The 23,765-nt window shown below is 46.6% G+C and carries 22 protein-coding genes and 2 pseudogenes; 14 read left to right on the top strand and 10 right to left on the bottom strand.

Features of this window, described 5'->3' with window-relative positions; genetic code table 11:
* Window positions 1–128 (top strand): annotated as a pseudogene (locus EIZ48_RS10125) (IS4 family transposase); the annotation flags it as partial.
* A 129-nt stretch (window positions 129–257) separates the two neighbouring features.
* Here the strand turns inward: EIZ48_RS10125 and EIZ48_RS10120 are convergent.
* On the bottom strand, window positions 258–1,166 hold the full coding sequence (locus EIZ48_RS10120; RefSeq protein WP_160650613.1) for a hypothetical protein: 909 nt from the start codon (window positions 1,164–1,166) through the stop codon (window positions 258–260).
* Window positions 1,167–1,591: 425 nt separating this feature from the next.
* On the opposite strand from EIZ48_RS10120, the gene EIZ48_RS10115 reads away from it, so the two are divergent.
* Window positions 1,592–1,774, top strand: coding sequence for a hypothetical protein (locus EIZ48_RS10115; protein WP_160650612.1), 183 nt, complete (start codon window positions 1,592–1,594; stop codon window positions 1,772–1,774).
* Between the two features lie 241 nt (window positions 1,775–2,015).
* On the opposite strand, the pseudogene EIZ48_RS30675 reads toward EIZ48_RS10115, so the two are convergent.
* A pseudogene (locus tag EIZ48_RS30675) lies at window positions 2,016–2,132 on the bottom strand (Tn3 family transposase); the annotation flags it as partial.
* 334 nt (window positions 2,133–2,466) lie between these two features.
* Here EIZ48_RS30675 and brnQ point away from each other — a divergent pair.
* On the top strand, window positions 2,467–3,768 hold the full coding sequence (gene brnQ / locus EIZ48_RS10110; RefSeq protein WP_160650611.1) for a branched-chain amino acid transport system II carrier protein: 1,302 nt from the start codon (window positions 2,467–2,469) through the stop codon (window positions 3,766–3,768).
* 254 nt (window positions 3,769–4,022) lie between these two features.
* On the opposite strand, the gene EIZ48_RS10105 is transcribed toward brnQ, so the two are convergent.
* Window positions 4,023–4,742: a helix-turn-helix transcriptional regulator gene (locus EIZ48_RS10105; RefSeq protein ID WP_160650610.1), complete on the bottom strand. Its 720-nt coding sequence runs from the start codon at window positions 4,740–4,742 to the stop codon at window positions 4,023–4,025.
* Between the two features lie 149 nt (window positions 4,743–4,891).
* On the opposite strand from EIZ48_RS10105, the gene EIZ48_RS10100 reads away from it, so the two are divergent.
* The 5 genes from EIZ48_RS10100 (at window position 4,892) to EIZ48_RS10080 (ending at window position 9,450) form a co-directional block, all read left to right on the top strand.
* Window positions 4,892–5,833 carry an alpha/beta fold hydrolase gene (locus EIZ48_RS10100; RefSeq protein ID WP_160650609.1) on the top strand — a complete coding sequence of 314 codons (942 nt, stop codon included), beginning with the start codon at window positions 4,892–4,894 and terminating at the stop codon, window positions 5,831–5,833.
* 85 nt (window positions 5,834–5,918) lie between these two features.
* On the top strand, window positions 5,919–6,827 hold the full coding sequence (locus tag EIZ48_RS10095; protein ID WP_160650608.1) for a metal ABC transporter substrate-binding protein: 909 nt from the start codon (window positions 5,919–5,921) through the stop codon (window positions 6,825–6,827).
* Window positions 6,827–7,681: a manganese/iron ABC transporter ATP-binding protein gene (locus tag EIZ48_RS10090; protein ID WP_160650607.1), complete on the top strand. Its 855-nt coding sequence runs from the start codon at window positions 6,827–6,829 to the stop codon at window positions 7,679–7,681. The genes EIZ48_RS10095 and EIZ48_RS10090 overlap by 1 nt, the downstream gene beginning before the upstream one ends.
* 13 nt (window positions 7,682–7,694) lie before the next feature.
* Window positions 7,695–8,603: a metal ABC transporter permease gene (locus tag EIZ48_RS10085; RefSeq protein WP_160650606.1), complete on the top strand. Its 909-nt coding sequence runs from the start codon at window positions 7,695–7,697 to the stop codon at window positions 8,601–8,603.
* A complete protein-coding gene (locus EIZ48_RS10080) occupies window positions 8,596–9,450 on the top strand; it encodes a metal ABC transporter permease (protein WP_160650604.1) in 855 nt (284 codons plus the stop codon). Before EIZ48_RS10085 ends, EIZ48_RS10080 begins: the two co-directional genes overlap by 8 nt.
* 20 nt (window positions 9,451–9,470) lie before the next feature.
* On the opposite strand, the gene EIZ48_RS10075 is transcribed toward EIZ48_RS10080, so the two are convergent.
* Window positions 9,471–11,744, bottom strand: a complete 2,274-nt coding sequence (locus tag EIZ48_RS10075; RefSeq protein WP_160650603.1) for a PTS ascorbate-specific subunit IIBC — start codon at window positions 11,742–11,744, stop codon at window positions 9,471–9,473.
* A 425-nt stretch (window positions 11,745–12,169) separates the two neighbouring features.
* Here EIZ48_RS10075 and EIZ48_RS10070 point away from each other — a divergent pair, with 425 nt between their 5' ends.
* Window positions 12,170–12,805 carry an HAD family hydrolase gene (locus EIZ48_RS10070; protein ID WP_160650602.1) on the top strand — a complete coding sequence of 212 codons (636 nt, stop codon included), beginning with the start codon at window positions 12,170–12,172 and terminating at the stop codon, window positions 12,803–12,805.
* Window positions 12,806–12,810: 5 nt separating this feature from the next.
* Here EIZ48_RS10070 and EIZ48_RS10065 read toward each other — a convergent pair whose 3' ends face one another.
* From EIZ48_RS10065 to EIZ48_RS10045, 5 genes are all read right to left on the bottom strand, one after another.
* The gene (locus EIZ48_RS10065; RefSeq protein WP_160650600.1) at window positions 12,811–13,242 is read right to left on the bottom strand and encodes a phosphoenolpyruvate-utilizing N-terminal domain-containing protein; all 432 of its coding nucleotides are present in this window, start codon (window positions 13,240–13,242) and stop codon (window positions 12,811–12,813) included.
* 92 nt (window positions 13,243–13,334) lie between these two features.
* Window positions 13,335–13,979 (bottom strand): 3-keto-L-gulonate-6-phosphate decarboxylase UlaD, encoded by a 645-nt coding sequence (locus tag EIZ48_RS10060; protein WP_160650599.1) that lies wholly within the window; start codon window positions 13,977–13,979, stop codon window positions 13,335–13,337.
* A 96-nt stretch (window positions 13,980–14,075) separates the two neighbouring features.
* Window positions 14,076–14,768: an L-ribulose-5-phosphate 4-epimerase gene (locus EIZ48_RS10055; RefSeq protein WP_160650598.1), complete on the bottom strand. Its 693-nt coding sequence runs from the start codon at window positions 14,766–14,768 to the stop codon at window positions 14,076–14,078.
* A gap of 30 nt (window positions 14,769–14,798) precedes the next feature.
* Window positions 14,799–15,272: a PTS sugar transporter subunit IIA gene (locus EIZ48_RS10050; RefSeq protein ID WP_160650597.1), complete on the bottom strand. Its 474-nt coding sequence runs from the start codon at window positions 15,270–15,272 to the stop codon at window positions 14,799–14,801.
* 65 nt (window positions 15,273–15,337) lie between these two features.
* Complete coding sequence (locus EIZ48_RS10045; protein ID WP_160650595.1) at window positions 15,338–17,104, bottom strand: PTS ascorbate-specific subunit IIBC; 1,767 nt, start codon at window positions 17,102–17,104, stop codon at window positions 15,338–15,340.
* Between the two features lie 434 nt (window positions 17,105–17,538).
* Here EIZ48_RS10045 and ulaR (EIZ48_RS10040) point away from each other — a divergent pair, with 434 nt between their 5' ends.
* From ulaR (EIZ48_RS10040) to ulaR (EIZ48_RS10020), 5 genes are all read left to right on the top strand, one after another.
* A complete protein-coding gene (gene ulaR / locus EIZ48_RS10040) occupies window positions 17,539–18,294 on the top strand; it encodes an HTH-type transcriptional regulator UlaR (protein ID WP_160650594.1) in 756 nt (251 codons plus the stop codon).
* Window positions 18,295–18,369: 75 nt separating this feature from the next.
* On the top strand, window positions 18,370–19,437 hold the full coding sequence (ulaG, locus tag EIZ48_RS10035; RefSeq protein ID WP_160650593.1) for an L-ascorbate 6-phosphate lactonase: 1,068 nt from the start codon (window positions 18,370–18,372) through the stop codon (window positions 19,435–19,437).
* 157 nt (window positions 19,438–19,594) lie between these two features.
* Window positions 19,595–20,419 (top strand): Cof-type HAD-IIB family hydrolase, encoded by an 825-nt coding sequence (locus EIZ48_RS10030; protein WP_160650591.1) that lies wholly within the window; start codon window positions 19,595–19,597, stop codon window positions 20,417–20,419.
* Window positions 20,420–20,444: 25 nt separating this feature from the next.
* A complete protein-coding gene (locus tag EIZ48_RS10025; protein ID WP_160650590.1) occupies window positions 20,445–21,317 on the top strand; it encodes an L-ribulose-5-phosphate 3-epimerase in 873 nt (290 codons plus the stop codon).
* A gap of 200 nt (window positions 21,318–21,517) precedes the next feature.
* A complete protein-coding gene (gene ulaR / locus EIZ48_RS10020) occupies window positions 21,518–22,273 on the top strand; it encodes an HTH-type transcriptional regulator UlaR (protein WP_160650589.1) in 756 nt (251 codons plus the stop codon).
* A gap of 346 nt (window positions 22,274–22,619) precedes the next feature.
* Here the strand turns inward: ulaR (EIZ48_RS10020) and dsdC are convergent, their stop codons facing one another.
* Window positions 22,620–23,558 carry a DNA-binding transcriptional regulator DsdC gene (gene dsdC / locus EIZ48_RS10015; protein WP_160650587.1) on the bottom strand — a complete coding sequence of 313 codons (939 nt, stop codon included), beginning with the start codon at window positions 23,556–23,558 and terminating at the stop codon, window positions 22,620–22,622.
* Between the last annotated feature and the right edge of the window lie 207 nt (window positions 23,559–23,765).

Here is a 23,765-nt window from a genome sequence, read left to right as displayed (position 1 = left end):
GTGTATTATCGTTCGTCAGGCTCGGAAAAGAAGTCTTTCGACGGCTAGAATATCACATTACAGATTCAACATTACGTTGGGCACAACAAGAGTTAATTATGATGGCGAGGAGCAGTTATCATGCATAAATTTTGTGGGGATCCTCCAGTACTTGGATAAAGAGTAAGATTAAATGTTATGAGGCTATATTTTCAGTAAATAAGTTACTATGTTATTTTTCTTGACAAGGTGTAGTTATCTTATTGAGTGAATGAATGTCATTCGCTCAATAAGATAACTAATTCAGAACTATCCTGAGTTTTTGTCATTAAGGCATCTAATCTTTGCAAATTTCCTTGTTGCCATTTTGCTTTCCCTTCTTTATCACAAGTGATAACTTTAGATGTGAAAATGTTATTGGCATCCTCACATGATATTTGCATGTCAAACTTTATTTTCTTACTACAGTCATTAGCTTTGAAGATATAATCATTAGCATGTAACACTTCTGCACTACCTTGAATTGGCTCTCCATCAATATGAGTGTTAGATATAACTGAGTACTTATGACCAATGTACTCTGGGCAAACTCTTGCGTTTCCTTTTTTAACATTTCCAGGAACAGTTACAATTATAGATATGGAATCGCGTAACTCACTCCAAGGTCCAACTTTTTTTGATGGGAAATTATACATTTCTTTTGATTCATTTGTCTTATCATCAGCTTTTGATTCATCGAAAGCTGACGGTAAACTTTCAACTGTCTCTGCTATGTTGCTGATTTCAATCATTTTATCTTTCTGTTCTTCTAAAACAACAATCCTGTTGTATAAGTCAGTGTTTTCATTGAATAAATCACTTACTCTACCTTTTACTGTTAAGTAGTTATCGAATAAATCATTAGTGTCTTGTATTTCTTCATTATCAATTCCTTTAGCTTCGGCCAAAGCTGAGAATGTTAGGTTTGGATTTAATACTGGAAAAAGCAAGCCATAAAAAAACAAACAGCAGAGTATTAGTATTACAGCTCCTTCTATAGATATGACATTAAAAATATTTGCTTTATTATCAGAAGCTGATAGATCTCTTCTAAAATTCTCATTTAGTATTAGAGCGGTAATAAGTGCTGTTAAAAAAAGCGCACAAATTACAGATATTATAAAAGACCAATATACAGTGATAGTCATAGTTGATACCACAATTTAAGAGTGTAACAAGTAGGTTAGTAGGTATTACTTTACTATAGTGTATTATAATTTAGACTTCTCTTGGTTTGTTTTATTTTCTTTATATGTCAGGGTTCTATTTATGCCTTAAGTAGATAGCAGTACTTTAACTTTTATTCTGTAAGTAGCCGAGTTTATACCAATAAGGGTTGAGAGGTAGGTTTTTGTTATTACGTGTTTTTATTGTTTAGTCTTGTATCTTTTCATTGGCAGAGGAGGCTTGGGGCCAGTCCCAAGTGAAACACTCCTTTCCTAGGTCATTGAACTAGCTTATCAAACGTAACTAATTTTTCAAATCTGAAAACTTTTTCGGTTTATTAGCAACCTCTAATTTAAATGCTGGGGTGTTATATCTTAGATGGTGCTTAAATAACAAGGAGCTAGTTATGTCGACACCAACAGGTAATACCTTCAATAATAAATATCAAGCGGACTATGCCAAGCAATGCCATAAGTTTTGCTTAAGAGGGGTTATCGACCATGATTTGGCTGATTTCTTTGAAGTGAGCCGAGATACCATTCACAACTGGTCAAATAAATATCCTGAGTTTGTATTGGCTCGCGCTTAGTATAACAAAGCAATCAAGGTGACCCGTTACACCCGGCAGTTTGAGTATTAAGCTTGGTGATCCTTGCAGATTCACCGGGTGGTACCTTAATACTGGCATTTTTAATAATTAACTAATGTCTTCAGCCCCAATAGGGCAACAAATCTAATATGTTTCTGTCCCACTTCGTGCCAGCGTAATCATGTGATTACGAGGGAACCTACACGTTGGCTAATATCAGGCGTCAACTCTTTCACCACGCTCTCACTGTTTTTACTACTCTCTTTGTATACTCCGTATTCCAAAGAATGATGACTGCTACAACCAAGTTGAGACCGCTGGCACGGTATCGCTAATTCTCAAAACTCCTGTCATGCATCCCGAGCTTTACACTGGTAAAAATCACCCCCTCCACATTAATGACCGAAAAATAGTTTACAACTCCGCATTTTGCTTGTACTTTGATTTTGTTGCCGTTACAAAACACCAGAGTTTATTATGCTATTAAATACAGCCAAACTATTTGCTGCTTCCCTGAAAGTACCTGGTCAGGCTGTATTGCGTGCAACCAACATTATTATCGCCATTATTCTGGTTATTATTAACTAGGCTGGCGGCTACCTTCCGTCAGCCTGGCTGACGGAGGAACGATTACCTTTCTTTTTTTCAGCTTTCCTGACGGTCCTAATTACAAACAATACAGGACATGTCCCTTGAAAAAACACGACTTACTTGCCATAGGCTTTATGACCTTCGCCCTTTTTCTCGGTGCAGGAAATTTGATCTTCCCTCCATCACTCGGACTTGAAGCAGGTACCAACCTATTTCCTGCAATGGGTGGATTTCTGATTACTGCGGTAGGCCTGCCAGCCTTTACGCTTGTCGTCCTTGGGCGTATCAGCACGACCCAAAATTTAACCCAGCCGCTACCAAGCTGGCTGGCACGTACCTTCTGGGTAGCTCTGTTTACTGCCATCGGCCCGGCATTTGGTATGCCCCGTGCCGTCACCGTGGCTTACGAAATGGGACTCAAGCCATTTCTCGACAGTGATCAACTCTTGCTGTTTTCAGTCGTATTTTGTGGCCTGACTCTTGCGCTGGCTTTCCGTCCCGGCCGACTGGTGGACTACATTGGCAAGGTAATGACACCTTTGCTGATCCTTATGCTACTGTCGCTGGCGCTTGCTGCCATTATCTCGCCACTGGGATTACCACAAGCCCCGTCGGCAGATTATCAGCAAAATGCCGTCACCCATGGGTTGATCCAGGGCTACATGACAATGGATGCCATTGCTGCGGTAGGTTTCGGTTGGGTTATCATCCAGGCTATCAACGGCAAAGGTGTCACCGAGCCGAAAGCCGTGGCAAACACCGCTTTCAAAGTGGCGGTGATCTATGCGGTGCTGATGGCGGGTTGTTACCTGGCTATGGGTTATGTCGGTGCTACATCAACAACCGTGGCTGCCAATGCGACCAATGGCGGTGAAATCCTGACACGGTATGTTGCCGGAGAGTTTGGCATCTACGGCCAATGGTTGCTGGCGGCTATTATTGTCATGGCCTGCCTGACTACCACTGTCGGCCTGACTAATGCGTGCGCAGAATATTACAAACAAACTTTTAACGCACCGTTTTCGCTGACAGCCAGCATTGTCGTAGTACTTACTTGTATCATTGCCAACTTTGGTCTTGAACAAATCCTGGCGGTCAGCCTTCCCGCGATCCTAGTTATCTGCCCTGTCGCAATTGCATTGGTGTTAGCCGCTTTTGTCCTGCCATCTAAAAAAGTCAGTGCATGGGTATACAATACCAGCTTGCTGACAGCCTTAATTTTAGGCGGGCTTGATGCTTTGAATATCCTGGGGCAGATCCCGGAAAGCCTTGGCACAACACTAGTACGCATGCTGCCATTATATAGCGCCCATGCCAGCTGGCTGCTGCCTTGCCTTTTGATATTAACCTTGAACCGCCTGCAGGTTATAAGCAAAACAGTTATGACTAAGGCGACCGAATAAAAGTCACAGGGGGTAATGACCATTTTGGCTGTTATCCCCCAACTACGCTCACCAATAAACTTCACTGCTGTAACTATTATGCCGTATTTTCTGCGGTATCTTCGCTGACAGGACTAACACCAGTTTATAGGCTGGACATTAAGCATTTATTCTCACGCGAAAATGCCCAGATTTGAGTTTCGATGCTTATTCATACTGATGTGCATCCTTGATGCACCAGTGGTTAGTTGTTAAAAGGATCTTACATGCTATAGCTAGCGAGCGAGGTTGCGAATTGGGGATACATGATCATCGAACGGAACATGTCGCCGTAGAAATGTTTTACCTTCGACGAACTCGGGAGTGCTGATCCGGTCCATCCTAAAGTGACGAAAATCCTGACGTTTCGGATCCCAAGCGACCAAATACCAGAGTGGCGGCAAGATCAGCATTGCTTGTGGCTCAACATATCGGTTGGTGACTGTTCCTTTGGCGTCACAATATTGAAAGCGCAGATGAAGTTGCTGCAGAAAAGCTGTCTCGAAAACGGGCAGTAGCGCGGAGTCCATTTCTCCGATATTGGTTATGTCCACTTTTGGTGCGAGCTTCCCGACATACAAACAATCCAGCAGGCGGCGCAGATCGTGCAACTTGTCTGATGGCAGCGCTTTTTCGATTTTGGCAAGCCCATCGTCAGCGAGTCCTGAGAAGGGCATGCCTCCGGCTGCACGTATCGATGTAACGCTGATGACAAGTGCAAAGACCTCGGCGACTGAGAGTCTCACTGTGGTTTGAATGGAACGCGGATCAAGTTGCAGGCCACCCCCTCGTCCGGGCTCTGAATGAATCACAAAACCTTCATCACGCAATGCGTTGAGGTCGCGTAACACTGTACGCCTGGAGGCTCCCACCTCCTGCGCTAATTCAGCGACTGTCGAAGTCCCGTTGCGGCGCAGGCTTCGCACGATGGCATCTTGACGTAGGCGAATATTCATTTTGTAAAGCTACCATTCAATGGTGTCAGTATTTGTCACTATTAAGATATATAAATTATCTCTCGACGTCAGCAAAGTGATTTAGACGGTGTAATACGCATCGTCAATCCCTGAGCCTGTACAACCGCAATTTATATAGGAGAGATAAAATGTATGATCCCGCCGATTTTCCTGAATCCACTCTGGTTTCCGTCAACGGGGAGACACTCGAAGTCTTCGAAGCGGGGCGGTCAAATGTGGGTAACCCTATCGTGCTCTGCCATGGCTGGCCAGAACATGCCTTCTCTTGGCGTTATCAGATCCCCGCTCTCGTCGAGGCGGGCTACCATGTCATCGTCCCAAATCAGCGTGGTTATGGTAATTCGTCACGCCCGTTGCAGGTTACTCAATATGACATTACTCATTTAACGGGAGATCTTGTTGCTCTTCTCGATCACTATGGATACCACAACGCCACCTTTATCGGACATGATTGGGGAGCGATGGTCGTTTGGGGATTGGCTTTATTGCATCCAGACCGTGTCAACAACGTGATAAGCCTGAGCTTACCTTACCAGGAACGAGGAGAAACGCCCTGGGTCGAATTGATGGAACACATACTTGGCGGCGACAACTACTTTGTCCATTTTAACCGACAACCCGGTGTTGCCGATGCGGTGCTGGAACAGAATACGCCCCAATTCCTCCGTAATCTGTATAGGAAAAATATGCCCCACAAAGAGCCGGAACAAGGCATGGTGATGATCAACCTTGCACGATGTGAAGAGCCAACCGGTGAGCCCTTGATGAGTGACCAAGAGCTGGTTGTGTTTGTCTCTGCGTTCGAATCATCAGGGTTTACTGGCAGCATAAATTGGTATAGGAACCTTGATCGAAACTGGCACTTGTTAGCGGACGTGAATCCAATCATCCAGCAACCGACTCTTATGATCTATGGCGACCGAGATGTCATCCCTAAGTCTGAAAGGCTGACAGAATACGTGCCTAATGTGGAAGTGCGCAATCTGGATTGTGGCCATTGGATCCAGCAAGAAAAGCCGGAAGAAACCAACCAAGCCATTATTAAATGGTTGCAACAGCAAATCAAATGATAATAGTTATCATTTACATTGTTAGTGTGTAGGAGTAGAATCTTTTCCGAGTTCAGAAAACTATCGTCGACTGGAGAAAACACGGATGAGACTTAAGCTTGGCACTCTAGCCAAACCAGCAGTTGTATTTTTATCGTTAGTGTCACTGGGGTTCGGTACGGCAGCGACTGCTGCCGAGAAATTTAAAGTCGTGACTACATTTACCATTATTGCGGACATGGCTCAGAATGTAGCCGGTGATGCTGCTGTCGTGAAATCCATTACCAAACCTGATGCCGAAATCCACAATTATCAGGCAACGCCTGGAGATATTCGCCGGGCTCAGGGCGCAGACCTTATTCTTTACAATGGCTTGAACCTGGAATTATGGTTTAAGAAATTCTTCAAAAATCTTCATGATGTGCCAAGCGTGATCGTGACCGAAGGCGTAAAACCAATGAGTATCGCGCAAGGTCCTTATAGCGGTAAGCCAAATCCACATGCCTGGATGTCACCGAGTGATGCATTGGTCTATGTCGAGAATATTCGCGCGGCGCTTGTTAAGTACGACAGTGCGAATGCCGAAACGTATAACAAGAACGCTAAGGCATATAAACAACAGATCAGGGATATGGTTCAGCCTATTCGCGATAAAGTTGCTCAGATCCCAGAGGACAAACGCTGGCTTGTAACGAGTGAAGGCGCATTCAGCTACTTGGCACGTGATTTTGGCCTTAAAGAGCTATACCTATGGCCAATCAATGCGGACTCTCAAGGTACGCCACAGCAAGTGAAGCGGCTGATTGATAAGGTCCGGGCTAATCAGATCCCTGCGGTATTTAGTGAAAGTACGGTGTCAGCTAAACCTGCGCAACAGGTCGCTCGTGAGACTGGTGCGAAATATGCCGGTGTTCTCTATGTCGATTCACTCAGCAGCCAAGATGGGCCTGTGCCGACTTTCCTCGACTTGCTGAGAGTGACTTCAAACACAATTGCAGAGGGTCTGGAGCAGTAATGGCAGGAATCAAAGTATCAGACATTAGCGTAACGTATCGCAACGGTCATACCGCACTTTACAACGCAAGTTTTGTACTGCCAAAAGGGTCGATTACGGCCCTTGTCGGGGTTAACGGTAGCGGTAAGTCAACACTATTTAAATCCATCATGGGGTTTGTGCCCGTCAGTCAAGGATCGGTCGAAATTCTTGATATGCCAGCGAAAAAAGCCCTCAAGCAAAACGTTGTGGCCTATGTGCCTCAGAGTGAGGAGATTGACTGGAACTTTCCTGTCCTTGTTGAAGATGTCGTCATGATGGGGCGTTACGGCCATATGGGATTGCTCCGAATTCCGAAAAAAACGGATCATGACATGGTGACCGCGGCATTAGAGCGAGTGAACATGACGGCCTTTCGAAAGCGTCAGATTGGCGAGCTTTCTGGTGGCCAGAAAAAGCGAGTTTTTCTTGCCCGGGCATTGGCGCAGGAGAGCGAAGTGATTTTGCTTGATGAACCTTTTACTGGTGTCGATGTGCAAACGGAAGAGCAGATCATGGCGCTTCTTCGTGATTTACGTGATGAAGGCAAAGTGATGCTCGTATCCACCCATAATTTGGGAAGTGTTCCTGACTTTTGTGACCGTACGGTATTGATTAACAGAACGGTGCTGGCGCAAGGCATGACAAGTGAGGTCTTTACGCCGGAAAACCTTGAACTCGCGTTTGGCGGTGTGCTTCGTCACTTTATCCTTGGTGGTAAAGAACTGCACGAAGATAACGATGAACGTAAGTTAACTGTACTGTCGGACCACGAACGCCCGGTTGTGATGTATGGTGAGCAGCAAGCTGTGCCTGTATCACGCCCAGAGAAGTAAGGAGTTCATTCAGATGGAATATTTGCTTGAACCATTTCACTACGGATACATGGTTAATGCCATGTGGGTGAGCGCTCTCATTGGGGGAGTGTGCGGCTTTCTGTCTACATATTTAATGCTTAAAGGCTGGTCTTTAATTGGTGATGCGCTGTCACACTCAATCGTCCCCGGTGTCGCGGGTGCATACATGCTTGGTTTACCTTTTGCCTTTGGTGCGTTTCTCTCAGGTGGCTTGGCTGCAGCCGGTATGCTTTTTCTCAGCCAACGAAGCAAGTTACGAGAAGATGCGATCATCGGTCTGATCTTTACGTCATTTTTCGGGCTTGGCCTGTTTTTGGTGTCGTTGTTTCCAGCGGCGGTAAACATTCAGACGATTGTTCTCGGAAATGTGCTCGCTATTACACCAACCGACACTTTTCAGTTAGTGATTATCGGTGGTCTTTCACTGGCGGTATTGCTGGTGAAGTGGAAAGATCTGATGGTGGTTTTTTTTGATGAAAACCATGCCCAAAGTATTGGGTTAAACCCGACAAGGCTTAAAGTACTTTTCTTTACGCTTCTGAGTGCATGCACGGTCGCTGCACTGCAAACCGTAGGTGCATTTTTGGTTATCGCTATGGTCGTAATCCCTGGCGCAACCGCTTATTTAATGACGGACCGCTTCTCTCGGGTGATTATCTATGCGGTGATTATTGGTGCTGGCAGCTCATTTTTTGGTGCTTATATTAGTTACTACATTGATGGTGCAACTGGCGGGATCATTGTGCTATTGCAAACCGCTTGTTTCCTAGCTGCTTTTGTCTTTGCGCCTAAACATGGTCAAATTGCCATCAAACGTAAAAGTAATCAGCGGATGACAAGAAAGGAACCTGATTCGGCATCTTCTGTTTCTATGATGAACAAGGAGCACAACAATGCTTGATACACTCCTTATGCCGTTTACGTTCACTTTCATGCAGCAGGCGTTTCTTATCGTACTGCTGGTGGCAATTCCGACAGCACTGCTTTCTTGTTTTTTAGTGTTGAAAGGCTGGTCCTTGATGGGAGATGCAATTGCTCACTCCATTTTGCCCGGTGTCGTCATTGCGTATATTTTTGCTATCCCTTATACCCTTGGTGCGTTTGCCGCAGGTATGTTCTGTGCGCTATCTACAGGATACCTGAAAGAGAATAGTCGAATTAAAGAAGATACGATCATGGGCGTCGTGTTTTCGGCAATGTTTGCATTGGGCCTCGTTCTCATGACAAAAGTGGAAGTAGGTGTTCACTTAGACCATATTCTTTTTGGTGATGCACTAGGTGTAGATTGGGCTGATATTATTGAAGCTGCTATTGTCGCACTAATGGTAGTGCTTTTTGCTGTATTTAAAGGTAAAGATTTACTGGTATTTGTGTTTGATCACCAACATGCGCAAGCGATCGGGCTTCCGGTTAAATTCCTCCATTATGGGCTTTTATCGCTATTGTCACTTGCGATTGTTGCGGCACTAAAAGCGGTAGGGATGATCCTGGTAATTGCGATGTTGATTGCTCCGGGAGCGACAGCGTTTCTGTTGACACGTCGTTTCCATAACATGGTGATACTCGCACTGCTGATGTCACTGTCGAGTGCTTTTCTCGGTGTTTACGCTAGCTTTTTCATTGATAGTGCACCGGCACCCACAATCATTTTGATCATGACGCTGAAATTTATTCTGGTGTTTTGTTACACGAGCTATAAGAACCGAAAAGTTGAATTACAAGCTCGTGATACCGTGAAGCAGTTTTAGTCTTCAATGCTCTACGCTTCTTATACTTGTTGGCCCGCAAGCGCGGCGTCAATCACAGCATATACATCTTCCTTGCAGCGGCAGGCGCGGATCTTATCCAGATCAACGCCGGTGTCGCTGCTTTCATCTTCCAATACCCGGGTGACCTCCATCAGGCCTTCCATATGTTGATCGGAAGAGCTGCCGGCCAGGGTCACCAATACGTCTACTGGCTCTGCTTCGCCTTCAAAGTAGATAGGCTCTTTTAAAGTTACCAGGGCAAAGGCGGTACGGTTTACCCCGTCTTCTGGCCGGGCATGGGGCATGGCGAGGTGGGGGGCAATAACGATGTAGGCCCCCAAGTTTTCCACGCTTCGAATAATAGTGTCGTGATAGCGTGGTTCGATGGCGCCGGAGGCAACTAAAGTATCTGTGCCTAGCTTGATGGCCTGTTGCCAGTTTGCGGCATCGGCCTGAAGCCTGATTGAGTTATTCTCAATGAGGGATTGCTTAAAGTTAACTTTTTCGCTGCAATGGCTATCAAGCTGTGTATTGGTGAAGTGCTTGTCTATCAGCTCAAGCAGCTCGCCGCCAAAAGAGGTTGGATCCAGCATGTTCCTAACTCCCAGGATACATTTCCCGTCACCGACCTCCATCTCTCCGGCCAGATGATTTGAGGAAACGATAATGTCAGTGCCGGTAAGTTTCGATCTGTAGTCAGAGACGGCGCATGAATCCATGGTATGAGGGATGTTTTGGCTTTCCAGGAAACTGCCGATTTTCATCTTCATTATCATTGATGAACCCTGGCCGTTACCGCACACAGCAAGGATACGAACTGCGTGGCTTTCCGCAGGAGCGTTTGACTGAATGTTATTATTGGCGAGTTGTTCGTTACTGCCCGTGGCATAAGTGTTCATCATGCCTCCCTTCTCCGCATCTTCTTCGGCGCGAAGCTTCTTTGATGCGAAGAACATATAAACGCCTGCCAATGCCAGCAGGACAAAGAAGAATAGGGAAGAGGATGACAGCCCCTGCATAATTGGCGGGAACACCAGTGCCCAGTCGGCCATTCCCATCCAGCCGTTCAGTTCCGTGTTGTGCTGGCTGAAAAGGTGAATGGCCCAGGCAGAGCCGAGGACTTCGATAATCCCCATCACAAAGCAAATCTTCATGACCGCTTTCCAGCCGCCAAAGTGATTGGCAAACACGCCGATGGTAGCGTTCGAGAAGAACATCGGGATAAAGCCCGGAATGATCATGATAGGGGCATCGAAGGTTAGCATCGCAAGTACTGCCGTAAACTGGCCGATGGCTCCCCACATGAAACCAAAGACCATGGCGTTAGGTGAAAAGGCATAGATAGCAGCACAGTCAATGGCCAGGACGGCATTGGGGATCACACGTTCGGAGATCCCCTTGAAGGCCTCGGATAGCTCGGCGACAAACATACGCACACCCATGACGATTATCTGAATGGCCACGGCGAATTTCATGCCGGTTTCAAAAATATAAATGGTCCAGTGGGTACTCCCTGCCATCACTTGTAGCCTGTCGAAGCCGAAAGAGAGCAGGATAATGCTGAAGAACAGCGTCATCACAATTGCGGTGGCGGCAATACTGTCGTGGAAGATGTGAAGCCACTGGGGCAGCTTGATTTTGTCGACGCTGTCGTTCTTGTCTCCCAGTTTTGGGGCGACTTTGATGGCTATCCAGGAGGCGACTTGCTGCTGGTGGCCAATCGAGAAGCCTGCTCCGCCGGTTACCTCCTGGGTAGGTTTGAACATGATGTTGGTGGAGATCCCCCAGTACAGCGCGATCAGTACAGCTGAGTAGATAATCGTCTCCCACATTGAAGCGCCGAGCACGAAGTAAAATACCGCAACCAGACCGGTTTGTTGGAACATGATGTGGCCTGTCAGCATGATGGTACGAATGCCTGTGATACGGCGGAAGACGACGAGCAGGATATTAATTGCCAATGCCAGCAGGACGGCATAGCCAACCCAGGAGTAGTTTTCTCCCATGGTTTCCATGGTGGCCATCATGGTGGTGTAGGGGTCAATGACCGAGCCAGTCAGGTTATGGTACTCGGACATTTTCTCGATCACCGGTTTAAACCCGGCGACCAGCGTACCGGCACCCACTTGTACCAACATGAAGCCGACAATGGTTTTGATTGTGCCCTGGACAATGGTGGTTCTATCGCGCTTTAGCAGGAAGTATCCAAGGCATGTGACCAGCCCGAGCAGGAGCGGTGCCTTGGTCATAACTTGGCTATAAAAGATGTAGAAGATGTCGTACAGGGTGTCCATTATGATGCTCCGCAACTCGAGGCAAACGATAAACTGCGGCTTTTGGGCAACGATATCGTTTGGGTAGCACAATAGCAATCACATATAATCACAAGAAGGTAACATGTGATTTTTTGTGGAAACGATCTCGCTTGTGCTTTGATGTTGGTGATCGCGATCACTTAACTGATAATTTTGTGAATAATACCGTTAAATGCTGAATGATTGTTCATTACGAATATGACAGGAAAAAGGCTGGCCTGGCTCGAAGCAAGGAATGCCTAATAGGTAATAAGTTTATATTCCATTATGTGCGCTTGTGGTTTGTCATTTGCAATCATCCTGATATCGTTGTAGTCATTGTTAATCATGATGGTGATTGTTATAGTCTCGTTCTGTAATTAGTGGTCATTTGATAAGCAGAAAATGAAGAGGTATTCACGGTGATGGACTTGGCAAAATATCAGGGGTTAATTTTTGATCTCGATGGCACGCTGGTGGATACGATGCCAGCCAACTTGGAGGCCTGGCGGCGCACCAGCGAGCATTATTGCTTTCCGTTTGATGCGGGTTGGTTGTATCAGCTCAGTGGCCAGCCAAGTGTCAAAATGGCCAGTGCCATGATTGAGCGCTACGGGCTAAGCCATCGTCCTGAGGATATTGCCAGTACCAAGTTGGAAACCTATTTAGCTCTTGATGATCATGGTGAGGTTATACCGTGTACTTACGATCTTTTGGTTAAATATCGAGATACCAAGAAGACGGCCATTGGTACCGGCGGCCAGCGCACTAATGCAATTAGCATCCTTGAGAGCAAAGACCTGTTGCCGTTGATTGATGTGGTTGTTACATCCAGTGACGTAACAAACTATAAGCCAGCACCGGATACGTTCTTATTGGCAGCTGAAAAACTGGGGCTGGCTCCGGAGCAGTGCGTCGTATTTGAAGATACTTTGCTGGGAATAGAAGCTGCGCGTAACGCTGGCATGGATTGTATACTGGTCAAAGATGGTCAACTTTATGTTGTTGATGACCATGTTGTTGATAGCCATGTCGTTGATAACAATGACAGTGCCACTTAACCTGCCTATATAGACATCAGGTGCCAAAGCAATGTATGGCACAGCTCTTTGATGTGATTTTGTTGAAGAGACCACTTGTTATCACCCAATGTTATTGTCAGCTCGGAATAAGTACTGAGTGCATCAAATGCCGCTGCCTCGATATTTTGGCCATTTGCCACCGCATCATTGATAGCTATTTCGATTTCATGGCTGGTTAATAGCTGAATGCTGAGATCAAATCGCTGGGCTTGCCTGAGTCCATTATTTACCGCTGTTTGATCCCTGAGCTGTTCCAGCTGGTACTGAACGGAATCGCGGGCTCGGTAAAACCGGATCATTTCTGTTTCGAATTTCTCTCGTTCAATACGATAACGCGGTATCAACAGGTGTTGCTCGTGGTATGCCGTCGTTTGGTTATAGGTATTCTCGTTTAACGTCGTGATCCCAGCTAGCATGACAGCCTCTTGCTTACTAAAAAAGGCCTGTCGAAACAGGCCAAGAGATAGGAGTGTGTTTTACTCAGTGTTTCTCGGGGGGCTCTTTTGTATTACCAGTATTTGTTTATTTCGGCGCGTAGTGCTTCTGCGGTTTGTTTGCCGGTATCATTGGCCAATGCCCGGCCGGCAATAAAGGTCTTGGCTTTGATCCCTTCGAACAGGTGAATGTCTTGCGGTACGATGCCGCCAGTGATGGAGACTTCCAGCCCCAGTTCCGAAAGAACGCGCATGCGGTTAATATCCTCGTCCGTCCAGCTTACCCCGGCAAGTTCGGCATCGCGCGAACGGTGGTAAATGGCCTGCTTGATGCCGAGATCAACCCATGCCTGGGCATCATCCAGGGTCCAGTTACCGTATAGCTCGATTTGGATTTCACCGCCTAGTTCATCGGCAATCTTTTTACATGCTTCAATGGTGGCAATATGTGCAGCGGCAGAAACGGTAAGCCAGTCAGCCCCGGCTTCAAATGCCATGCGTGCCAGAATAGCGCCGCCATCGGTGGTTTTCATATCGCAGACAATAATATGCTCGGGGTGATTGGCGCGAAGAGTACGCACAGCCTTCATGCCTTCGGCAAAGGCTAGAATAGTACCGACTTCAATAACATCAACGAAACTTTCTACGTTATTAGCAACCGAAACAGCAGTATCAAGATCGGTAGAATCAAGTGCAATCTGGATTAATGGTTTAGTCATGATTATTTCTCTCAAGAATTTTACAATAATTAACGTTATTTAATTGGTAGCTGAGGCTTTATTTATAACAATTTAAAAGGATGAAAAGATTAACGGCTACTTTTGCCCATAATATGCATTCTTGCCGTGCTTACGGTTGTAATGCTTATCCGAAAGCTCTTGCTGTACTTTTATGCCGCAATTTAAAGAGCGTGTTGCAAGTGCCATTGCTGCTACTTCTTCCAGTACTACTGCGTTATGGACGGCATCGTGGGCATTTTTACCCCAGGAGAAAGGCGCGTGGCCTGAAATAATGGCGCTGGGAACGGCATTCGGATCAATATCCCGGCGACCAAACTCTTCAATAATCACCAGTCCGGTATTTTTTTCGTATTTTGTGTCTATCTCAGCCGGGGTGAGCTGGCGGGTGCAGGGAATATCGCCGTAGAAATAATCAGCATGCGTGGTACCCAGCGCAGGAATATCCAGTCCGGCCTGTGCCCATACTGTCGCATTTCTTGAGTGAGTATGAACAATACCGCCGATAGAGCCGAATGCTTTGTAAAGCTCAATATGGGTCGCGGTATCACTGGATGGATTTAATGTCCCTTCGATAACGTTGCCGTCTAAATCGACAATGACAATATCGTCCGCCTTCATGACATCGTATTCTACCCCTGAAGGTTTAATGGCAATGATGCCCTTATCGCGATCTATTTCAGATACGTTTCCCCAGGTGAAGGTGACTAAATCATATTTCGGCAGCAATAAATTTGCTTCCAGTACTTTTTCTTTCAGTGCTTGGTACATAGTAACTCTCTTATTGGGAGGGGAGCCCAATCAGGCCTCAACAAGTGCTGCATCAATGACCGCGTAGACATCTTCCTGGCTGCGGCAGGCGCGGAGTTTGTCTAGATCGACACCGGTTTCACTGTCGTCATCTTCCAGCACCTGGGTGACTTCCATCAGGCCTTCCATATGTTGGTCCGAGGAACTGCCCGCCAGAGTGACCATGACATCCACCGGCTCCTCTTCGCCGTCAAAAAATACCGGCTCTTTCAGGGTTACCAGTGCAAAGGCTGTGCGGTTAACACCGTCTTCAGGGCGGGCGTGGGGCATGGCAAAATTAGGGGCAATAACAATGTAGGCACCGAGTTTTTCTACGCTGCGGATAATCGCATCGTGATAGCTTTGCTCAACTGCGCCGGATGCTATCAGCATATCGGTGCCCAGCTTGATGGCTTCACGCCAGTTAGCGGCATCTGCCTGCAGGTTGATAGAGTTGTTTTCGATAAGTGATTGTTTAAAGTTCATTGCTCGACTCCCTTTCCTGCCAGCCTGTCGGCTGGCAGGATTATCTTTCTAGTGATCAGTTGTTGTTAGCTAGCGAAGTTTTTGTTGATAAGGCCCAGTAGCTCGTCACCGAAGGAGTTCGGGTTCAGCATGTTCTGCACCCCGAGGACAAACTTGCCTTCTCCTGCATCCATCTCGCCTGCCAGGTGTTTTGACGACACGATAATGTCGGTATTGGCCAGTTTCGACTTGTAGTCCGAGACTGCACATGAATCCATTACGTGCGGGATCCCTTTCTTCTCCAGGTACTTACCAATTTTCATTTTCATCATCATGGATGAGCCCTGACCGTTACCGCACACGGCAAGGATACGAATGGCGCGACCTTCAGAACTTGCGATAGCCTGGTCGGCAATTTCAGCGATTTGTTCATTGCTTGAGTCTGTTGCCACGGTTGTTGCTTCTGCCGCTTCGGCATCCTCTTCGGCACGTAGGGCTTTAGAGGCGAAGAACATGTAGACGCCAGCCAGTGCGAGCAGGACAAAGAAGAACATCGAAGATGAAGACAGACCTTGCATGATTGGTGGGAATACCAGTGCCCAGTCAGCCATACCCATCCAGCCGTTGAATTCAGTGCCGTACTGGCTAAAGAGGTGAATTGCCCAGGCAGAGCCAACAACCTCGATAATCCCCATCACGAAACAGATCTTCATGACCGCTTTCCAGCCGCCGAAATGGTTGGCGAATACACCGATAGTGGCGTTCGAGAAGAACATCGGGATAAAGCCCGGGATGATCATGATTGGCGCGTCGAAGGCCAGCATGGCAAGCACGGCTGCAAATTGGCCGATAGCACCCCACATGAAACCAAATACCATCGCGTTCGGAGAGAAGGCGTAGATGGCAGCACAGTCAATGGCTAACACCGCATTAGGAATAACACGCTCGGAGATCCCCTTGAATGCTTCAGACAGCTCGGCAACAAACATGCGTACACCGGCAACAATGACCTGAATGGCTACGGCGAATTTAAGACCGGTTTCAAGAATGTAGATGCTCCAGTGAGTCTTGCCCGCCATGGCTTGGAGATTATCCAGGCCAAACGACAATAGGATGATGCCGAAAAATAGCGTCATTACGATGGCGGTGGCGGCAATGCTGTCATGGAAGATATGAAGCCATTTCGGTAGCTCGATATGGTCAACGCTGTCTTCTTTATCGCCAAGCTTGGGCGCAACTTTGGTGGCTATCCAGGATGCGATCTGCTGCTGGTGGCCGATAGAGAAGCCGGCACCACCGGTGACTTCCTCTGTTGGCTTGAACATGATGTTGGACGAGATGCCCCAGTAGAGTGCCATCAGTATTGCAGAGTAGATGATGGTTTCCCACATGGATGCACCAAGTACAAAGTAGAACACCGCAACCAGACCAGCCTGCTGGAACATGATATGGCCGGTCAGCATGATGGTACGAATACCGGTAAAGCGGCGGAATACCACGAGCAGGATATTGATGCCCAACGCCATGAGTACGGCGTAACCGACCCAGGAGTAATTCTCTCCCATGGTTTCCATGGTCGCCATCATGGTGGTGTAGGGGTCAATGACCGAGCCGGTGAGATTGTGGTATTCGGAAAGTTTTTCGATAACCGGTTTAAAGCCTTTTACCAGGGTACCGGCGCCGACCTGTACCAGCATAAAGCCGACAATCGTTTTGATTGTGCCTTTAATAATGGTGGTGTTGTCACGTTTTAAAAGGAAGTAGCCGATGCATGTTACTAGCCCCAGGAGTAGCGGCGCTTTGGTCATGACCTGGCTGTAAAAGATATAGAAAATGTCGTATAGGGTTTCCATTATGATGCTCCATCGCTTCATGTAAATGGGGTGATTGGCTCAATGCCGTTTCTTATTCTCTGATCTATCTACCTGTTCTCTGTTCGCATAATCACCATAGCAATCATAAATAATCACAAAAAGACCATTTGTGATTTTATGTGAGAGTGATCTCGTGTCTGTTGCTTCGCTTTTGATCGAAATCAATTTTGGCTAATCTGTCTGTTTCCCTACGCCACATTGTTACTTAAACCCCTCTAAGCCCTTTAAAACTGAGGGTTGTGGCTAAGTGCTTGTTATGTATAGAGATGCTTTCGGAGGATAATATCGTCTGTCCATCACTCAATTTGAAATCAGATCCTAATCACAAAATGCTCATTATAATCATTGATAATCATTTTTGTGATTGTTATAGTCGTGGTGTGTCATGAGTTGTCACAGGGTGAGTTAAATATATGACTGAGTCACAGCGCCACAATGCGTTACTGGATCTTCTTAATCAGAAAGGTTCGATCACTGTTTCGAGCCTGATTACAAAGTTCGGTGTTTCTCCTGCGACAGCTAGAAGAGATATCAATAAGTTAGATGAGAAGGGAAAGCTAAAGAAAGTACGCAATGGTGCTCAGGTGGTGGATCACCAGCGTACCTATTGGTCGCCAATGAATATTCACCAAACACTCAATCATGATGAGAAAGTCCGTATATCACAATATGCGGCAAATATGTGCTCACCTGGTGACAGTATCGTGATTAATTGTGGTTCTACAGCCTTCTTGCTGGGCAAAGAAATTTGCGGTCGCGATATTCAGGTGATCACTAATTACTTCCCGCTGATGCGATACCTCATCGGACAGGACCATGATGGCGTGGTGATTGTCGGCGGGCAGTACCACAAAACACGCAGTTTAATTCTCGCGCCCCATCAGGAGATGACATCGTTTTACGCCGGGCACTATATGTTCACCAGCGGCAAGGGCCTGACGGCGGAAGGACTTTATAAGATGGATATGCTCTCGGCGATGGCCGAGCACAAAATGCTTAATCAGGTCAGCAGGCTGGTTGCCTTGGTCGATAGCTCGAAAGTGGGCCAGAGAGCGGGATTGCTGTTTGCGTCTTCCGAGCAGTTAGATGTAGTGATAACAGGTAAAGCGGCAGATCCCGATGTGGTGAAACAACTTCAACAGCAAGGCATCGACGTTGTCTTGGTGTAACAATTCCAGTCGAAAGGTGACTTCTGACGACAACACTTTTTGGTTGATAACATCCCCCAACGAAAGGTTACTGTAATGAGCAAAGTAAATGAAATTACCCGTGAATCGTGGATTTTAAATACATTCCCTGAGTGGGGAACTTGGTTAAACGAAGAAATTGAAAAAACCGAAGTTCAGCCTGGTACGTTTTCTATGTGGTGGCTGGGGTGTACCGGTGTCTGGCTGAAAACAGAAGGCAACACCAATATCTCAATGGATTTCTGGTGTGGTACCGGCAAAAAAACGCAGCAGAATGCATTGATGAAAAACCAGCACCAGATGATGCGTATGGGTGGTGTTCGTGAGCTGCAGCCAAACCTGCGTACGGCCATTTTCCCAATGGACCCGTTTGCGATTAAAGAAATCGATGCGGTGTTGGCATCTCATGACCATGCCGACCATATCGACGTCAACGTGGCAGCGGCGGTACTGCAAAACTGCGGTGACCACGTTAAATTTATCGGCCCGCAGGCGTGTGTTGATTTATGGACTGGCTGGGGCGTTCCTGAAGAGCGCTGTATCGTTGCGAAAGTGGGTGATGAAATCCAGGTGGGTGATGCACTGATCAAGGTGCTTGACTCATTCGACCGGACAGCGCTGGTTACACTGCCTGAAGGAACGTCGTCTTATGACAAGGGCATCCTGGATGGTATGGACGATCGCGCCGTCAACTACCTTATCGAAACAACGGGCGGTTCGCTCTATCACTCTGGTGACTCTCACTATTCCAACTACTATGCCAAGCACGGTAACGATCACAAGATTGATGTTGCGCTGCTTTCCTACGGTGAGAACCCACGCGGCGTTACGGACAAGATGACGGCTTCTGACATCCTTCGTGCCGGTGAATCACTGAACTGCGAAGTGGTTGTTCCTTTCCACCATGATATCTGGGCAAACTTCCAAAACGATCCGCGCGAAATTGAAGTGCTGTGGAATATGAAGAAAGAGCGCCTGCAATACGGTTTTGCTCCTTTCTTCTGGCAGGTCGGCGGTAAATACACTTACCCAACAGACAAGGGCCGTATGCACTACCAGCACTTCCGTGGTTTCCGCGATATCTACACTGACGAGCCTGAGCTGCCGTATAAAGCATTCCTATAAAAGCGCTTAGATAAAGCTCTCAGGTAAAAGTACTGGGCTATCTTCCTGTTTTCGGTTCGCGTCGTATGTTGGAAGGTAGCCCTTCTTTTAACCCCGGGCTTGAACCCGTCTTCAATGACAAGTGTGGAATTTTAAGTATTTAAACAAGGTGAACGCTGTGAAATATAAATTGTTGGCGCTTGATCTGGATGGTACGACGCTTACGTCAAATCATGAAATTTTACCGCAGGTGAAGCAGGAAATTCAGCGCGTAAAAGATGACGTTGTCGTTTTGCTGGTGACAGGAAGACACCATACAGCCGCCAGGCCATACCACCATGAGCTAGGCCTCGATACGCCGATTATCAGCTGTAACGGTACTTATATTTACGACTTCAGCAGTGACACGGTCGTTAAAGAAAATGCTTTGCCAAAAGAGAAAGCCAAGCAGTTTCTTCAGCTGGCCCATCAGCACCAGCTAAACATGGTGATGTATGTGACAGATGCCATGACCTTTTCCTCTCAAAAGCCGATTGAATATATGAAGGCGCTGGAGGCATGGGCCGAGGATTTTCCTGCTGCCATCAAGCCGGAGATCCGCCGCATTGCGTCTTTTGAGCAGGAACTGGCACTGAATGACTACATTTGGAAGTTTGTTGTAGAAGGGGATATCGAGCAGATCGAGTCATTTACCCGGCTGCCATTTATACAGGATGAATTTTCCGGAGAGAAGTCGTGGTCTAACCGTATCGACTTTGCCAACAAAGGCAATACCAAAGGGGCCCGGTTGGCTGAATATATTCAAACCTTGGGCATAACGCCGTCTGAAGTGATTGCCATCGGTGACAATCACAATGATATATCCATGATTGAGCTGGCAGGCCTTGGAGTGGCGATGGCCAATGCCGACGACGCCGTTAAACGTGCAGCTGATATATCTACCCCGGAGGGGAACGACGGGAAAGGTATTGCCGACATTATCTCAACGTACTTTCGCGCGTGAGCAATATAAATAGATAGGGGGAAACATGCATAACTTTGATAAAGAGCTCCGTCTCGGATTATATGAAAAGGCCATGCCCAATGACTTGTCATGGGAAGAGAAGCTAGTCAGTGCCAAAGAGTTGGGTTTTGACTTCGTTGAGATTTCGGTTGATGAATCAGAGGAGCGCCGTGCTCGTCTTGATTGGAGTGATGATGAGATCTATGCCTTGCGTCACTTATGCGAAAAGTACGGAATGCCATTGCATTCGATGTGTTTAAGTGCCCACCGTAAATTCCCGTTTGGTTCTGAAGACGAAACCACGCGCAAAGAAGCTTATGTGATTATGGAAAAGGCAATTAACCTTGCCTATAAGCTAGGGGTGAGGTGTATCCAGTTGGCGGGTTACGATGTCTACTATGAGCCGCAAAACGATATTACCCATCAGCGTTTTGTCGAGGGAATGAAGGCGTCGGCCAAGATGGCAGAGCGAGCCGGGGTGATGCTTGGGGTCGAAATCATGGATACGCCATACCTCAATGCCCTCAGTAAATTCGAGGTATTGAAACGAGAGATCCCGTCGACCTATTTTATGGCTTATCCCGATGTCGGCAATATTACCGGCTGGAATTATGATACCTGTACGGAGCTGAAGCTTAGTCGTGATCACATTGTTCAGATCCACCTCAAAGATACCCTCAAGGTGTCGGAAACCAGCAAGGGGCAGTTCAGGGATTTGGTGATTGGTGAAGGGGAAGTGGATTTTAGTGCCATATTCAAAACCCTGGCACAAATTGACTATACCGCCCCTTTGGTGATTGAGATGTGGGCGCAGGATGAAAACTGGATGGAGAATATCAAGCTTGCCAAGACACGGTTGGTCGGCCTGGCCAACCAGGCTGGTTTTAATCTTGTTTAATCACCTGTCTAACCCCCGCTCTTCTCAATAAATGCCTAAGTGGCCAGTCACAGCAGACAAATCCCTGATTGAGGGAGTTTGTCTGCCTTGTGAGTCTTAAAATCATCCAATAATTCTTGTTATCTCTTTTCATCTCAATTTTACGATTATAAAATCAGGGAATAATCATTTTTAATCATTAGAAGAAATTGAGGTGTGGTATGACTGAAGCCCAAAGACATAACGCCATCCTCGAATTGTTGCACCATAAGCGGCATGTGACGGTTGCCAACCTTATTGAAGAGTTTGATATCTCGCCGGCAACTGCACGTCGTGATATCAACAAGCTGAACGATTCTGGGAAATTGCGAAAAGTGCGTAACGGTGCAGAAGCTGTCGCGCAGGAGAGAACCTATTGGTCTCCGTTTAATATTCATCATGCGTCAAACCTTGATGAGAAGGTGAGAATTGCCCAGGCTGCGGCTGCTTTGTGCCAACCCGGCGAAAGTGTGGTCATCAACTGTGGTTCCACGGCGTTCCTGCTAGGGCAGGAGATCTGCGGCCAGGATATCCAGGTGATCACCAACTACTTCCCGCTTGCCAATTACCTGATAGAGGAAGAGCACGACGGGGTGGTGATCATTGGTGGTCAGTACAACAAAACCCAGTCAATTACTTTAGCCCCGCAAGATGAAGTATCGTCGCTGTATGCCGGACACTGGATGTTTACCAGCGGCAAGGGGATCACGGCAGACGGCTTGTATAAAATGGATATGCTGACAGCGATGGCAGAGCAGAAAATGCTAGATCATGTCGGTAAGCTGGCGGTCCTTGCCGACAGCAGCAAAGTTGGTCAGCGAGCAGGTATGTTGTTCTGTAATGCCGATCGCATTGATGTGTTGGTAACAGGCCAGGATGCCAATCCTGAGGTTGTGGCCAAGCTAAGAGAGAAAGGCATTGAGGTGATCCTCGTTTAGCCATTAATGCATGGAGATCTTAATCGATTTTATACCCAAACTACCTCAAGATGCAGAATTCAGAGTGAGTCCAGCGAGCTCAGTTCAAGGAAAATGACGGTAGGAATGGCTATTCCCTTTCAACGTTATTTGACACAGAAATGGGTTCGCTGGCTCACTCCCAAAGGGCGAGTTCCAGTTCTGTTAAGTAAATAGGGGCTTCTATGCGTTGTTACCGATTATTAATTTAGAGCCACTAGATTTTCTAATCGGTGCCTAGCCTACAAGCCAAGTAATTCTCGCTGAAACGAGCATCTTGAGGTAGTTTGGGTATATTCAGTGTCGGTTAGATCTCTTGCTTATTGTCTTAAAGTCTTGCCTCGCGCGATATCCAGTCGATAAAGAGCTCAATCTTTTGTGTGTGATTATTTGGAAGCGTGGCGATGTAATATCGCTGGGCACAGGGGATTTCTTTATTGGAAAATGGGGTAATTAATTCACCGGATTCAATTCTTTTCTTTACCAGACTATGCCTGCCCATGGCCACACCAGCATTATTAATCGCCGCAACCACGGCAAGATCGGAACGGTCAAAACCAATGCTCGGGATTTGATCTATGGATTCAATATTATACTTCCTTGCCCAAGACTCCCACTCGTCAACATTTGAATCATAGTCCCAGGCTTGATTGTCATGCAATAAAGTACACTGTCGCAGGTTATGTTCTTTTCCAATTAAATCGTGTTGTGTTGCATAATACGGTGTACAGACCGGAACGATGGTTTCTGACATTATTTCCTGATGCCAAAGTTTCTTTGGTGTTTTATCGTCATAATAAATGGCAATATCAATGCCGTAACCATAAAAGTTGATATTTTCATTGCCGGATAAGATTTTTAATTCAATTGCAGGATACAGCTGTTTAAATTTATAGATCCGAGGAACCAGCCAGCACTGGGCAAAAGAGGGGCGTGAATAGATGGTCAGCGTACCTGACACCTCGCCACTTTGTACTTCAAGTATTTCCTGGTTCAGGGCGTTTAGCGATTGTTTCAGGGTGAGGTAGATCCGCTCTCCTTCGGTGGTTAAGCTGATTTTTCGATGGGATCGCTTAAACAGCTGGATGCCAAGCTCTTCTTCGAGTCCGTTAATGCGGTGAGATATTGCGCTCGGCGTCATCGAAAGCTCTTGAGCCGCCATGGAAAATGAGCAGTGTCTGGCTGCGACCTCAAAAGTATGAAGCTTTGAAAGCTGAAAACTATTGAGTTTTTGGTTGCGTGAGTGAATATGCTCTTTGGTGTACATGCCGAATCCTCAAGCAAGAAAATATACCTGCTAATATTTCTCTCAATTATACCCTCGCTATTTTAATCAGTGTGATGTCAGTTAGGGTAAATATCTGAATATTGAATCTGATCACTGGTTTGTTTCAATCTGGCTCACAAGGGGATGAGGTTTGATCGTTTGTCAGCAATTTTCCCGTTTTGTTTAATAAAACGAGATTAAACAGCA

The organism is Photobacterium alginatilyticum, from assembly GCF_009910675.1.
Taxonomy (GTDB): Bacteria; Pseudomonadota; Gammaproteobacteria; order Enterobacterales; family Vibrionaceae; genus Photobacterium; species Photobacterium alginatilyticum.
The sequence above is the reverse complement of the archived record's forward strand: the minus strand, read 5'-3'. Positions and strand labels throughout refer to the sequence as shown.